Genomic DNA, 14,291 nt, shown 5'->3' on the forward strand with positions numbered 1-14,291 from the left:
AATCGTCATGACCGCATCGCAAACACCGCTCTGGTCACCCAGCCCGGAGCAGATTGCCAACAGTCAGTTGTCGCGTTTTCAAGCTCAGCTTCAGGCCCGACTCAATGTGCATTTCGATGACTACGCGGCGCTGCACCGCTGGTCGGTTGAACAGCGCGAAAGCTTTTGGGAGCAGCTCTGGCAGTTTGCCGATGTGCGTGCCAGCCAGCCTTATGAGGCGGTGCTGCGCGAGGGTGAGCGTTTTCCCGGCAGCCAATGGTTTCCCGGCAGTCGCCTGAACTTTGCCGAAAACCTGCTCCGCCGACGCGATGACAAGACCGCGCTGGTCGCGCTGCGTGAAGACGGACAGCGACGCACGCTGACTTACGCCGAGCTGTTTGAACAGGTCGCGCTGTTGGCCGCAGCGATGCGCCAACGCGGTGTGGTCGCCGGCGATCGCGTGGCGGGCTTTATGCCCAATACACTGGAAACCGTCGTCGCCATGCTCGCGGCCAGCAGCCTCGGCGCCATCTGGTCATCCTGCTCCCCCGACTTCGGACTGAGTGGCGTGCTGGACCGTTTCAGCCAGATTCGCCCCAAGCTGCTGTTTGCGGTGGACGGCTATCGCTATAACGGCAAAGCCATCGACACGCTGGAACGGGTCAACGCGATCAGCTCACAATTGGACAGCCTTGAGGCCGTCGTGGTGGTGCCGTTTCTCAGCGGCGAAACCGCGGAGCTGAAAGGTATCGACAGGGCCGTGTGCTACCGCGCGGTGATGGCCGAGTTCGCGACGGATGACGCGGTTGCCGCCATGCAGTTCGCGCCGCTCCCCTTCGACCACCCGCTGTATATCATGTACTCCTCGGGCACCACTGGCGTACCCAAGTGCATCGTGCACGGTGCGGGCGGCACGCTGCTGCAGCACCTGAAAGAACACCGTCTGCACTGCGATATCAGCGACGACGATGTGGTGTTCTATTTCACCACCTGCGGTTGGATGATGTGGAACTGGCTGGTCTCGGCACTGGCCTGCGAGGCCACCGTGGTGCTGTATGACGGCTCACCGATGCTGGACAATGGGCGTCCACTGCTGGAGGCCATTGATCGCGAGGGCATCAGCGTCTTCGGCACCAGTGCGAAATTCCTCAGTGCCATTCAGAAAACCGGTGTCTGCCCTGCACGGGACTATTCACTGGCGAGCCTGCGCGCCATTCTCTCCACCGGCTCGCCGCTGAGTGAAGAGAGTTACCACTACGTTTACCGCGATATCAAAGCCGATCTGCAGCTCAGCTCGATCAGTGGCGGCACGGATATTATCTCCTGCTTTGTACTGGGCAACCCGACACTGCCGGTGTACGCCGGAGAGATTCAATGCATCGGCCTGGGCATGGCGGTGGAAATCTGGGATGACGATGGCACGGCTCTTGGCGCCGGGGAAGGTAAAGGCGAGCTGGTCTGTACCCGCAGCTTTCCCTCCTGCCCCATCGGCTTCTGGAACGATGACCACGGCGAGAAATTTCACAAGGCCTATTTTGACCGCTTCGAGAATATCTGGGCTCACGGCGACTTTGCCGAGTTGACCCGCCACGGCGGCATTATCATTCACGGCCGCAGCGATGCCATTCTCAACCCCGGCGGCGTTCGGATTGGCTCGGCGGAAATCTATCGGCAATTGGAACCGCTGGACGCGATTCTCGATTCGGTCGTTATCGGTCAGCGCTGGCAGGATGATGTTCGCGTGGTACTGTTTGTGGTACTTCGGGAAGGCGTCAGGCTCGACGACACTCTACAGCAGCAGATTCGCCAGCAAATCCGCCAGCACACCACGCCCCGCCATGTGCCGGCCAAAATTCTGCAGGTCAGCGATATTCCGCGCACCATCAGCGGTAAAATCGCCGAGCTGGCCGTGCGCAATTGCGTACATGGCGAAGCGGTCAAAAACACCGACGCGCTGGCCAACCCCGACGCGCTGGATCAGTTCAGAGGCCGCAGCGAGCTGGATGACTAGTGCTGATGATGGGCGGGAGACATCCCGTCCATAGCGCTGTCACTTGCCTCTGGCTCTGGCATCGCGGTGCTGTGTACACCGCCGTGTATACCTTCGTGGCCACCACCGGTATGTGGCATAAACAGTGTTGATGCGGAATACAGTGCCCAGGCAATCATCGACACCGCCACCAGATTGCGGATCCACTGACGCTTGAGCCAGGCGAGCGCACTGCGGTGGGCAGCACTGACCGCCAGCATCGACGGCAAGGTGCCCAGTCCGAAACAGAACATCAGCCACGCCGACTGCGCCGCACTGGCGCTGGTGCTCGCCCAGGCCAGACTGCTGTAAATCAGCCCGCAAGGCAGAAAACCCCAGAGCCCACCCAATGCCAGCGCCTTCGGCAGGCGGTCTGCGGGCAGCAGACGTTTCACCAACGGTTGCAGACGTCGCCACAGCTTGGCACCAGCCACTTCAATCAGGGTGCTGCCCTTCCACCAGCCAGCCAGCGATACCGCCACCACAATCAGTAAAACGCTCGCCAGCACCCGCAGGGTTTTGCCGACGATCATAAACTCGCCAGCCATCACCGCGGCCACACCACCGCCGATGGCGCCAATTAATGCGTAACTGCTGATGCGCCCCAACTGAAAGCCCAGCGGTAACAGCCAGGTCGAGCTCCCCCGACGGGGCTGGCTGCTGACACTGCTCAGCGCACTGATCGCGCCACACATGCCCAAACAATGCGGGCTGCCCATCAGTCCCAGCATAAAGGCGGCCAGCGCGTTGAGTTCAATCGCGCTCATCGTCGTCCCGCTTTGGGTCTGCAGGGTCCTTGTCGAACAGGATGCGGCGCGCTTCCCGGTCCAGGTCGTCAAACTGGCGATGATTGACCGCCCAGATAAACGCGGCGCAGATCAGCGCGAAAAATATCAGCGCGATGGGCAGCAAAATATACAAACTAGACACCGGCTTCCTCCAACTTCCTTAATTCGGCCTGATGCGCGGCGCGCTGCTCGCGGCGATCCAGGCGCAGCGCATTCAGCACCACCACCAGCGAGCTGGCAGACATGCCCAACGCCGCCAGCCAGGGTGGGACTAATCCCATGGCCGCCGCAGGCAATGCCGTGCCGTTGTACAGCAGTGCCCAGAAAATATTCTGACGCAGTACTCGCCGCATCTGCACTGCTTTTTCAAATACCGTTTCGATCAAGCTGAGCCGGTTACTCAGCAGCGCCACGTCGGCGCAGGACCGGGTGAGATCACTGGCCGCGGCCATCGCGATCGACACATCCGCAGCCGCGATCACTGGCGCATCGTTCACGCCGTCACCGACCATCATTACCGTCGCGCCCTGAGCCTGCAATTCGCGAATACGCGCCAGTTTATCCGCTGCCGAGCATGCCGCCCGGTATTCGTCGAAGTGGAGTTGCCCGGCCAGCCAGGCAACCTGATCCGAGTCGTCACCACTGAGGAGCAGACTGCGGATTCCCCTCGACTGCAAGGCCGATACAGCCTGCTTGGCCTCTTCACGCAAGCTGTCCTGCAAAACAAAGCGAGCCAGCAGCACACCGTCCCGGACCAGATAGACGGTCATATTGCCGTCGTCAGCCTCTGTGGCATCGGGGAGGCAGAAACGGCGACTGCCGATGCGATAACGCAGCCCATCGACATCGCCCTCCACGCCCTCACCGGCGCGCAGCTCCAGGTTGCTGGCGTGCAGAGTCATCGGCGTAAAACCGGCATCAGCCAGCCTGTCCCGAGCAAACGCCTGAGCAATAGGGTGCGAGGATTCCAGCTCCAGCGCGGAAGCAATGCCCAGTAACCGCGCCTCCTCTATCTCACTGTCACGCTCAATCGCCATCAAACGCGGCCGCCCCTCGGTCAGCGTACCGGTTTTATCGAAGATGACATGACTGATATGTTCCAGATTTTCCAGCACTGCCGCATTCGCCACCAGTGCGCCGCGTCGGCGCAGGGCGCTGATCGCCGCCGCGTAGCTGCTGGGAGTCGCCAGTGACAGCGCGCAGGGGCAACTCACGACCAGCACCGCCAGCGCGGTAAGAAACGCGCTGTGGCCGGGATGAACCGACCAGTAAAAAAATGCCGCCCCGCTGCAAAACAACACGAACAGCGTGAAGTAGCCGCTGAGCCGATCGGCCAGCTCGGCAATCGGCGGCCGGTTAAGCCGCGCGCTGTCTAACAGTTGATCAATCTGGGAAAGCCGGCTCTGCCCGACTTCTGCGCCGACGCGGAGGTAGAGGCTGCCATCAATATTGTGACTGCCCGCCAGCACCATATCGCCCACCGCTTTGCGCTTGGGCATAAATTCACCGGTAAAGGCACTGTCTTCCACGCTGCTGCTACCGGCAATAATCGTGGCATCCACCGGCACGACCTCACCCGGCTGCACCACAATTTCGTCGCCAGGCTCCAGCGCTGACAGCGCCAGCCACTGATTGCTGCCATCGGCGAGAAGTTTGCGAGCGGTCATCGGTAGCAGCGGACGCATGGTCTGCTCGCGGCGCAACTGGAGGTTATTCTGAATAAAGCGGCTGAGCAGAAGAAAGAAACAGAACATGCTCACCGTATCAAAATAGACATGCCCCTCGCCGCGAACCGTGGCTTGCAGGCTCGCCAGATAAGCGGCAATCAGCGCCAGAGACACCGGCACATCCATTCCCAGACGGCGGCTGCGCAATCCGCGCCAGGCCCCTTTGAAAAACGGCTGCGATGAATAGGCAATGACGGGAGTCGCCAGCGCCAGACTGAACCAGCGCAGCAGGCTGCGGGTATCATCGTCAATCCCCTGAAAATCTCCGGCGTAGAGCGCGACCGCCACCATCATCAACTGCATCATCGCGACACCGGCCAGCCCCAGGCGACGCAACAGACCGCGCTGCTGCTCGCGCATCTGTTCCAGATGCCCTTCGGCTGACCAGGGTTGTACGCCGTACCCCAGGCGATAGATAGCATCAAAAACCGCACTGAGTTTTACCGTGGCGGGGTCCCACTCCACAGTCGCCATCCCCCGCTGGAGGTTAACGCGGATAGAACGGACGCCGTCCATCATGCCCAGTCGATGCTCAATCAACCACGCGCAGGCGGCACAATGCATATCACCAATGCTGAGCTGGCTCTGCCACAAGCCATTGCGCGAGGAGGAGAATTGCTGGAATACAGCAGGGCTGTCGTATTGCAGGAAATCTTCGGCGCCATCGTTCGGCCTGCTGGCCTGCTGGTCGCGCAGACGGTAGTAATCGTCGAGACCGGCACCGAGGATGGTCTCACTGACGGCGACACAGGCGGGGCAACACATGGCCCGTTCCTGGCCATCAATAATCAGACTGTAATGGCCCTTGGCGGGTAATGGCTCTCCGCAGTGGTAGCAGCCCCCCATCACTCACAGTGACCTGCTAGACAATTCCAGCTGTGCCGTCTTGTTCAGATTAATCTCACCCTTGAGTCGCCAGTCATCGGCCTCTGCGGTATCGCCGGTAAAGCTCTTAAGCGTTATATACCAGCGCCCGCTCAAGGGTGCGTCCAAGGTTTGGGTGTAGTGCCCGGCGCCCTGATTCGCCAGAACAAGACGCAGATCCTGCTCGCGATCAGTGGGGTGTTGCAGCAACAGTTGCAGTTCGCTCGGATAACGGTCGAGCCCCAAGGGCAGTTGCACCATGATGCGCGAGCCGCCCATCGCCAATCTCGCGGTGATATCCTGCTCGGCAGCGTGGCGGTCCAGCGACAGCTTGCGGTTAATTGCCAAGCCTTCCTTGTAGTACTCGTCGACGACCAGATTGTCGGCATGACGGACGGCAATCACCACCGTGCTCAGGCCAGCGACAACAACGGTGCCCGGCAGAACAATGAGAAACCAAGGCCAAAACTGGCGATACCAGGGTTTGCTGTCCATCGTCACTGCCATTTCATACTCTCTATCGTTTCGGCGCGGGGCCAAAGAAGCTGCTTTCCACTTCAGCAATGCTGTCATCGTTGTCCATTTGACGAACGATGACCGTCAGCGGCATGCGGGCGCCACCCACATCCTCGGGGCGCGCATGAAGTCGCAGCGGTAAATCCAACAGCTCGCCGGGCTCCAAGGTGACCGGGCTGGCACTGAAGCCCTGCAGCACAACCGGGGTCTCGATATCCACTTCGTAACGGTGGGTGCTCTGCGTCTTGTTCGCAAGCTTCACCACGTAACGGTTTTCGATCAAGCCATCCGCTGTTGTCTCATACAATGCCTGACGGTCACGCAGCACGCTCAGCTCCATAACGTCGCGATCAACAATGCGGTAACCAAGCAGGCCGATCATCAGCGCCACGGCAACAAAATAACCGATCAAACGTGGCCGCATGATGTGCGTGGTTTTACCCTCGAGGCTGTTTTCTGTCGCGTAGCGAATCAGCCCTTTGGGGTAGTCCATTTTTTCCATCACCGAATTACAGGCATCCACGCACAATGCGCAGCCAATACACTCGTATTGCAGGCCATCGCGAATATCAATGCCCGTCGGACACACCTGAACACAGAGCTGGCAATCAATACAATCCCCGAGCCCGACGTCGGCAGGTTTTTCATCGCGCTTGCGGGAACCCCTCGGTTCGCCCCGCGCTTTGTCGTAGCTGATAATCAAGGTATCGGGGTCGAACATTACCGACTGGAATCGCGCATAGGGGCACATATAGAGGCACACCTGCTCACGCATCCAGCCCGCATTGATGTAGGTTGCCGCTGCAAAGAAGGCAATCCAGAATCCCGCCCAGGCATTGACACTGAATCCCAGTACGTCGATGCCCAACTGCCGGATCGGCGTAAAATAGCCAACAAAGGTAAATGCAGTCCAGAACGCAAATCCCAGCCACATCGTGTGTTTCAGCGCCTTTTTGCGGACTTTCTCGAAGCTCAGCGGCGACTGGTCCAGCTTGATACGCTGGTTGCGCGTGCCCTCCGCTTTCTGCTCCATCCACATGAAAATACTGGTCCACACCGTCTGCGGGCAGCTATAGCCACACCACACCCGTCCGGCCAGATTGGTCACAGCGAACAGCAGAAACGCCGAGATAATCAGTACCCAAGCCAGCATCACCATATCCTGAGGCCAGAAGGTGATCCCCAGTACATGGAACTGACGTGCAGGCAGGTCGAACAAGACGGACTGCCGATCACCCCAATTCAGCCAGGGCAGAATGAAATAGCCCAACAGCAGCGGCCAGCCGGTGAAGACCCGTATACGCTGATAGAAGCCTTCAATCGCGCGGGTATAGATCTTTTCGCGTTTCTGATAAAGATCCATCTCCGACACTTCTGCCGGAACCACAATTTCCACCGCGAGATTTTCTGGCTGAGAGGACGCCTTCTGTCCCCGTTCGCTGCTGCTATTCATAAGACTCTATGGCTCCTGCCGGGAAAGCTGATACACGTAAGAACTGAGCAGGTGAATCTTGGCCTCGCTGAGCATCTCTGCGTGCCGAGGCATTTTGCCCGAGCGTCCCTTGGTCAGGGTCTGCATGATGCTGCCAGCGTCGCCACCGTAGAGCCAGATGTCGTCGTTCAAGCGCGGTGCACCCATGGCAATGTTGCCGTCGCCTGTCGGGCCGTGGCAGGCCGAGCAGAACATCGCATACTTTTGCTTCGACTCGGCAAGCTCTGGTGCGTCGGTATTGCCGGAACTCAGTGCCTGCACATACGCCGCCATGGAGGCCACGCCCTCATTGCCCAGCGCCGACAGCCAGCTTGGCATCACTCCGCTGCGACCATCGTGAATCGATTGCGCGATCTGAGCAGGCTCGCCGCCATATAACCAATCGTTGTCAGTCAGGTTAGGAAAGCCGTAGCTGCCTTTTCCGTCGGTGCCGTGGCAAACCGCACAGTTATTGGCAAAGACACGTTTGGCGATACGCATGGCCTGATCATTCTCCGCCAGCGTCGCAGCGTCCTGTTCCAGAAAGCCTGCGTACAGCGCCTCGTTTTCAAGGCGGGCTTCTTCAACGTCGCCCTCCCACTGCTGCACAGACGTCCAGTTGAGCAGGCCAGGCCACTTACCCAGCCCGGGGTAAGCGATCAGATAGCCAATACCGAACAGCATGGTCAGCACAAACATCTTGATCCACCATGCCGGCATTGGGTTGTCGTACTCTTCAATGCCGTCGTATACGTGGCCGGTTGTCTTTTCTTCACCCGTCTGAGTAATTTTGCGGTTACCCAGCAGCAGCCACGCCAGTAACACATAGGTAATGGCGGTAAGAACAATGATCCAGCCACTCCAGAAATCAGTCATTGCTCATCTCCTCTACCTTTGCCCTTCACATCCGCGTCGTCATCGACGAAGGGCAGATTCGCAGCCTCGTCGTAAAATTCTTTCCGGCTTCCTCTGTAAACGCTGATGCACACGCCGATAAAGGCAATGAACAGCATCAATGTAGACAGAGATCTGAGATCATTTTGGTCAATCATCGCAGTGCTACTCCCGATTAACGCTTGTATTTAATCAGCGTGCCGAGTTGTTGCAGGTAAACAACCAGTGCGTCGATTTCCTTCATGCCTTCCACTTTTGAGGTGGCATTGGCAATGTCCTCGTCGGTATACGGCACACCAACCTTGCGCAGCGCCTCCATCTTCCCAGGCACTGACGCAGCATCTACGTCGTTGTGAAACAGCCAGGGATAGGACGGCATGATGGATTCGGGAACCACATCGCGCGGGTTGTACAGGTGCGCGCGATGCCACTCGTCGCTGTAGCGTCCACCCAGACGAGCGAGATCAGGTCCAGTGCGCTTGGAGCCCCAGAGGAAGGGATGCTCATAAACCGACTCACCCGCCACTGAGTAGTGACCGTAGCGCTCGGTTTCAGAGCGCATGGGGCGCACCATCTGAGAGTGACAGACATGGCAGCCTTCGCGGATATAAATATCGCGTCCGCTCAACTCGACCGCATTGAGCGGGCGGAGCCCTGCGATCGGTTCAGTGGTCTGCTTCTGGAAGAACAGCGGCACAATCTCTACCAGGGCGCCGAAGCTGATCGCCACGATGATCAGCACGACCATCAAGCCAATATTTTTCTCTACTACGTCGTGATTCATGCCTCGGCTCCCACAGTGTTGACGGCAACTGCCGGTTTTTCCTCGCTACGAATCGTCTTCCAGACGTTCCAAGCCATCAGCAGCATGCCGATCAGGAACAGGAAGCCACCGAACAGGCGGACAATATAGCCGGGATGACTGGCGACAACGGATTCCATAAAGCTGTAAGTCAGGCTGCCGTCGGCGTTATAGGCGCGCCACATCAAGCCCTGAATAATGCCGTTCACCCACATAGAGGCGATGTACAACACTGTGCCGATGGTCGACAGCCAGAAGTGCGTGTTAATCATCGGGATGCTGAACATCTGCTTGCGGCCGAAGACCACCGGCGTCAGGTGGTACACCATGCCGATCGAAATCATTGCTACCCAGCCCAGTGCGCCAGAGTGCACGTGACCAATGGTCCAGTCGGTGTAATGCGACAGAGAGTTAACGGTCTTGATTGACATCATCGGCCCCTCGAAGGTCGACATGCCATAGAACGACAGCGACACAATCAGGAAGCGCAAAATCGGGTCAGTACGCAGCTTGTGCCAGGCGCCAGACAGCGTCATCACACCATTGATCATGCCACCCCAAGACGGCGCCAGCAGAATCAGCGACATCACCATACCCAGACTCTGTGTCCAGTCAGGCAGCGCGGTGTAATGCAGGTGGTGCGGACCGGCCCAGATGTACACGGAAATCAGTGCCCAGAAGTGAACGATCGACAGCCGATACGAGTACACCGGGCGCTCAGCCTGCTTGGGCACGAAGTAGTACATCATGCCCAAGAAGCCCGCGGTCAGGAAGAAGCCCACGGCGTTGTGCCCGTACCACCACTGAATCATGGCATCCACGGCACCAGAGTAGACGGAGTAGGATTTAGTCAGCGACACCGGCACCGCCATGCTGTTAACGATATGCAGCACCGCAACCGTGACGATGAAAGCCCCGTAGAACCAGTTCGCCACATAGATGTGGTCGGTTTTGCGCTTCATGATGGTGCCGAAGAACAGCACCGCATACGCCACCCAGACAATGGCGATCAAAATATCAATCGGCCACTCCAACTCGGCGTATTCTTTGGTGCTGGTCATGCCCATCGGCAGGGTGATTGCCGCCAGCACAATAACCAGCTGCCAGCCCCAGAACACAAACCCCGCGAGGCGCGTCGACAACAGCGCAGTTTGACAAGTTCGCTGTACCACAAAGAGCGACGACCCCATGAGGGCACAGCCCCCAAAGGCAAAAATCACCGCATTCGTATGCAGTGGCCGCAGGCGGCCGAAGCTGAACCAGGGGGTGTCAAAGTTAAGCTGAGGCCACACCAGCTGTGCCGCAATCAGCACACCGACAGCCATGCCGACAATGCCCCACACCACGGTCATCACGGTAAATTGCCGCACGACTTTGTAGTTGTAGATTGGATGTTCTAGTGAAGACGCCATGACGATTCATGTTCCTCTAGAGTGGACGGCGCTCAAGATACGGTTTTTCATGCATATCTGAGGCGAGGTTTGAAAAAATGTGGCTAATTGTGTCAGCCTGCGGCGGCGAGGATGCTGACTCAGATCAACGAAAATCGGAACCGCTCTGCGACAATATGTCGCAGAAAATCTGAGCCTTCGCTCCTGCCTCCACCCACGCTATAACTCAATCACGCTAATCCGTGAAAACCGGGGTAATCCCCATATCCCAGAGGATGACAACACAGCCCATCAGCGCCATGAAAATCACCATGCAAATGGCCACAACGGCCGAGGCATACAGAAAGCCCCGATCCTCAGGAATTCCCATTACCAGCGGAATGCCGAGATAGAGCAGGTATACGGCCCACCCCAGCGCAGCAATACCCAGTGCCAGGTCTACCCAGAACACCGGGTAGAAACCCACCAGTCCGGCAATGAACAAGGGCGTTGCGGTGTAGCCCGCAACCACCATGCCCTTCATGACCGATGAATTTGCCCCGTAGGTTTCCGACATCCAGTTAATCGAGTAACCGATGATCGCGAGGGAAACCAACATCGCAAAGTAGAAAGCAATAACGATTTGCAGCGCACTCTGGTCAGTCAGGCGCACAATCTCGCCGTCGCCGACTGTCCAGCCGATCCTGCTGGCACCGTAGTACCACGCGATACAGGGTCCAGCAGCCAGAACAATGGGGTACAGCAGCTTCGATGCCAGCGAACTGTCACTGAGCTCTGACACCTTTTGCCACTGCTTGCGGGGAGTGAACAGAAAACCGAAGGGATTGCTTATTATTGCGCTCACGGCCTAGTCTCTTTTCTGGTGGAAGGTTTAGTTCCAGAGTCTAGCCGGAGTTCAGGAGATTTGCTTGATTTGCGTCAAGCGGAAAACGTAAATCGACGGTAACTAGAGGTTTGCGACGGTTTTCAGCTTTTCCACATCAAGCTGACTGATTTCTTTGTTGTCGATTTTAACCAGTTCCTGCTTGGCGAAACGGCTCAGCACACGACTGACTGTCTCCACCGTCAAGCCTAAAAAGCTGGCGATATCCGCTCTCGCCATCGGCAGACGGAACGCCGATGCCGACAACTGCCGACGCGCCTGACGCGCAGAAATGCTGACCAACAAGGAAGCGACCCGCTCATCGGCGGTATTCTTGCTCAACAGGGTGATATGCCGCTGGTCATCGACAATCTCGCTGCTGAGCAGCTTGAAGAAATGCCGCTGCAGGTTGGGTAGCTGGCCACTGAGGTCTTCAATCTGCGCAAAGGGAATTTCACAAATAGCCGAGACTTCCAGCGCAACCGCCGAGCTGGCATAGCGGTTCTGACCAATACCGTCGAGCCCGACGACTTCGCCGGGGAAGTAAAAGCCGGTCACCTGCTCGTCACCCGCATCGGTAATGCTGTAGGTTTTCACCGCCCCCGAACGCACGGCATAGACCGAGGTGAAGACATCGCCTTCGCGGAACAGATGGTGGCTTTTCTGCAATGGACGACCGCGCTGAACAATATTGTCCAGACGCACAATCTCGTCACTTTCCAGAGCAAGGGGGAGGCAGATGCCACTCAACCGGCAATTATTACAACTTACTGCAGGATTGTGCGGGCAAGCTTTCGTTGCGTTGACGGGTTGCATGCGGCCTCCAGACGCTAAACGGCATAGTCAGACTGTCGCCATTGAACGCCTATCACCGCAAAGGGTCAAGTCTGCATCCGGCTATTTTACCCGATTAAAACGTCTCTCTGGCTAATGACTACAGCGTCTTGGAGTACGCGCCCTGATGCTGCTCCAGGCTTTGATCAAACAACATACAAATATTGCGCAACAACAAGCGACCACGATCGTTGATCCGCAGCTCATCCGGCATCAGCGTGACGACGCCTTCTCGCTCCATCGCTTCCAACTCGGGAATCGCGTCGGCAAACTTGCGACGGAAAAACACATGAAAGCGGTCGTAGAGATCGACGTAACTGAGGCGCAGATTACAGGCCAACTGCATAATCACATAACGCCGCAACAGATCCTCGGCGTTCAGGGTGAGCCCTTTTGCCACCGGCAGTTGTCCGGCATCGATGGCCGCGTAGTACTCCTCCAGAGATTTATGGTTTTGTGCATAGCAGCGCCCCAGAGAACTGATCGCTGACACGCCCATCCCAATCACATCCGGAGAACGACAGGTGGAGTAGCCCTGAAAATTCCGCTGTAAACGCCCTTCCTGCTGAAATTTGGCGAGTTCGTCTTCTGGTTTCACAAAGTGGTCCATGCCGATATTGATATAACCGGCTTCGCTGAGGCGCTGCTCGGCCAGCAGGAATATCGACAGCTTCTCTTCGCTGTTCGGCATCGGGTGGCGATCCATCGACTTCTGCCACTTAAACCGCTGAGGCAAATGAGCGTAGTGGTAAAGGGCGATGCGCTCGGGCGACAAGGCAATGACATCGTCCAGCGTCCGCGAGAAGGTCTCCAGCGTCTGCCGCGGCAGGCCGTAAATCAAATCCATACTCACCGAGCGGAAATTGTAGCGGCGGGCGGCACCCATCAGACGGGCGATCATATCCGTGCTCTGTACGCGATTAATCGCCTCCTGCACCCGCAGATCAGTGTCCTGAATGCCCATGCTGATGCGATTGAACCCCAAGCCCTTTAACAGGGCGAGATAGTCCTCATCGACCGAGCGCGGATCGAGTTCAATGGAGAACTCCCGCTCACTGCCGTCATCAAGATTGAAGTGCGTGGCCAGGGAGTGCACCAGTTCCGTCATCTCGGCCTTGTCCAGATAATTGGGCGTGCCGCCGCCCAAATGCAGCTGGGTAACCCGACGCCCCGGCCCCAATCTGTCCGAGAGCATTTCAAGCTCTTTATGCAGATGATCCAGATAACGCCGACTGGCATTGGGGTCGCGTGTAATCACTTTGTTGCAGGCGCAGTAATAGCAAAGGCTGTGACAGAACGGCACGTGCACATACAGAGACAGCGGCGACGGGCTGCGTCGCGCCTCTTTCAAAAAAGCATCGTAGTCCGCCACGCCGAAGTCGTCGCGAAAATTCAGTGCTGTGGGATAAGAGGTGTACCGTGGCCCCTGCACCGCATAACGGCGCACCAGCTCACCGGCATCGTGCATGCTTTCAGCTAACGCAACAGACATCTCACACTCCTGGCGCCCTGAGCGCCGACATCATTATTAGTGAACAAAGGCGCCGTCAAAGGCGGGACGCTGCAACGGCAACGCGGCGAGATAGGCATCGCGCTCGGCGAGGCGGTCTTCGCCGACCTCAACCGTAATCGCCTGCTGGATTTCCTCCCAGTCAGCCGGGGTAAAAAGCTGATCGGCAACCGAAAAAATGCTGCGCTCTTCATGAATATGGGAAATCTGTCGGCTGTGATAGTGGCGTGCCAGGCGCACAAGACTCGGGCGCAGTGTCTGCTCGCCCATGCGCAACTCGGCAAAAATCAGCGACAGCTGTTCGCTCAGCGCTTCGAGCATGCTGTGGTCTCGCATTACATTGTTCAGGGCGTAGTGATTGATGCCCAGTTTGGAGTGAAGCTGGCGAAATACCACATGTTCCACCGGATGGTGCCAGGCTTCGGGAAAGGTCTGGATGTAATCCAGGCCGTTCAGGATGGTATCCAGATTGGCGGGAGTGACGTGCATGCCGGAAAAGCGTTCGATCTCGTGAATCAACTCGTAAAGCATCCGTTGCATTCGCTGATGATCGGCCTCGAGCTGCTGAAAAATACTGTGCATGCCATACACTCCCATGGGTTGATGCTCAGCACTGTAACGCCA

14 protein-coding genes are annotated in these 14,291 nt (G+C 57.7%); 1 reads left to right on the forward strand and 13 read right to left on the reverse strand.

The annotated features are described in order from the left end of the window. Positions 1–7: 7 nt before the first annotated feature. A complete protein-coding gene (locus tag G411_RS0104660) occupies positions 8–1,990 on the forward strand; it encodes an acetoacetate--CoA ligase (protein WP_022958014.1) in 1,983 nt (660 codons plus the stop codon). Here the strand turns inward: G411_RS0104660 and G411_RS19350 are convergent. The 13 genes from G411_RS19350 to G411_RS0104725 all read right to left on the reverse strand — a co-directional run bounded on the left by G411_RS19350 (position 1,987) and on the right by G411_RS0104725 (position 14,249). Beyond that, entirely contained in the window at positions 1,987–2,775 is a 789-nt protein-coding gene (locus G411_RS19350) for a sulfite exporter TauE/SafE family protein (protein WP_022958015.1), read from the reverse strand. The two genes, G411_RS0104660 and G411_RS19350, sit on opposite strands and share 4 nt — an antisense overlap. Further along, positions 2,762–2,938 (reverse strand): cbb3-type cytochrome oxidase assembly protein CcoS, encoded by a 177-nt coding sequence (gene ccoS, locus G411_RS21785; RefSeq protein WP_022958016.1) that lies wholly within the window; start codon positions 2,936–2,938, stop codon positions 2,762–2,764. Before ccoS ends, G411_RS19350 begins: the two co-directional genes overlap by 14 nt. Then, positions 2,931–5,369, reverse strand: coding sequence for a heavy metal translocating P-type ATPase (locus G411_RS0104675; RefSeq protein WP_022958017.1), 2,439 nt, complete (start codon positions 5,367–5,369; stop codon positions 2,931–2,933). The genes ccoS and G411_RS0104675 overlap by 8 nt, the downstream gene beginning before the upstream one ends. Positions 5,370–5,372: 3 nt before the next feature. Then, positions 5,373–5,894: a FixH family protein gene (locus tag G411_RS19355; protein WP_022958018.1), complete on the reverse strand. Its 522-nt coding sequence runs from the start codon at positions 5,892–5,894 to the stop codon at positions 5,373–5,375. Between the two features lie 10 nt (positions 5,895–5,904). Beyond that, positions 5,905–7,356 carry a cytochrome c oxidase accessory protein CcoG gene (ccoG, locus tag G411_RS0104685; protein WP_022958019.1) on the reverse strand — a complete coding sequence of 484 codons (1,452 nt, stop codon included), beginning with the start codon at positions 7,354–7,356 and terminating at the stop codon, positions 5,905–5,907. A 6-nt stretch (positions 7,357–7,362) separates the two neighbouring features. Further along, complete coding sequence (gene ccoP, locus G411_RS0104690) at positions 7,363–8,250, reverse strand: cytochrome-c oxidase, cbb3-type subunit III (RefSeq protein ID WP_022958020.1); 888 nt, start codon at positions 8,248–8,250, stop codon at positions 7,363–7,365. Next, a complete protein-coding gene (locus tag G411_RS0104695) occupies positions 8,247–8,426 on the reverse strand; it encodes a cbb3-type cytochrome oxidase subunit 3 (RefSeq protein WP_022958021.1) in 180 nt (59 codons plus the stop codon). Before G411_RS0104695 ends, ccoP begins: the two co-directional genes overlap by 4 nt. Positions 8,427–8,443: 17 nt before the next feature. After that, positions 8,444–9,052: a cytochrome-c oxidase, cbb3-type subunit II gene (gene ccoO, locus G411_RS0104700; protein WP_022958022.1), complete on the reverse strand. Its 609-nt coding sequence runs from the start codon at positions 9,050–9,052 to the stop codon at positions 8,444–8,446. After that, complete coding sequence (gene ccoN / locus G411_RS0104705; protein ID WP_022958023.1) at positions 9,049–10,482, reverse strand: cytochrome-c oxidase, cbb3-type subunit I; 1,434 nt, start codon at positions 10,480–10,482, stop codon at positions 9,049–9,051. The genes ccoO and ccoN overlap by 4 nt, the downstream gene beginning before the upstream one ends. 214 nt (positions 10,483–10,696) lie before the next feature. After that, positions 10,697–11,305, reverse strand: a complete 609-nt coding sequence (locus tag G411_RS0104710; protein ID WP_022958024.1) for a Yip1 family protein — start codon at positions 11,303–11,305, stop codon at positions 10,697–10,699. A 102-nt stretch (positions 11,306–11,407) separates the two neighbouring features. After that, complete coding sequence (gene fnr, locus G411_RS0104715; RefSeq protein WP_022958025.1) at positions 11,408–12,139, reverse strand: fumarate/nitrate reduction transcriptional regulator Fnr; 732 nt, start codon at positions 12,137–12,139, stop codon at positions 11,408–11,410. 118 nt (positions 12,140–12,257) lie between these two features. Further along, the gene (gene hemN, locus G411_RS0104720) at positions 12,258–13,649 is read right to left on the reverse strand and encodes an oxygen-independent coproporphyrinogen III oxidase (RefSeq protein WP_022958026.1); all 1,392 of its coding nucleotides are present in this window, start codon (positions 13,647–13,649) and stop codon (positions 12,258–12,260) included. Between the two features lie 36 nt (positions 13,650–13,685). Beyond that, positions 13,686–14,249, reverse strand: a complete 564-nt coding sequence (locus tag G411_RS0104725; RefSeq protein WP_022958027.1) for a hemerythrin domain-containing protein — start codon at positions 14,247–14,249, stop codon at positions 13,686–13,688. Positions 14,250–14,291: the final 42 nt, after the last annotated feature.

The sequence above is a fragment of the Spongiibacter tropicus DSM 19543 genome, from assembly GCF_000420325.1.
Taxonomy (GTDB): Bacteria; Pseudomonadota; Gammaproteobacteria; order Pseudomonadales; family Spongiibacteraceae; genus Spongiibacter; species Spongiibacter tropicus.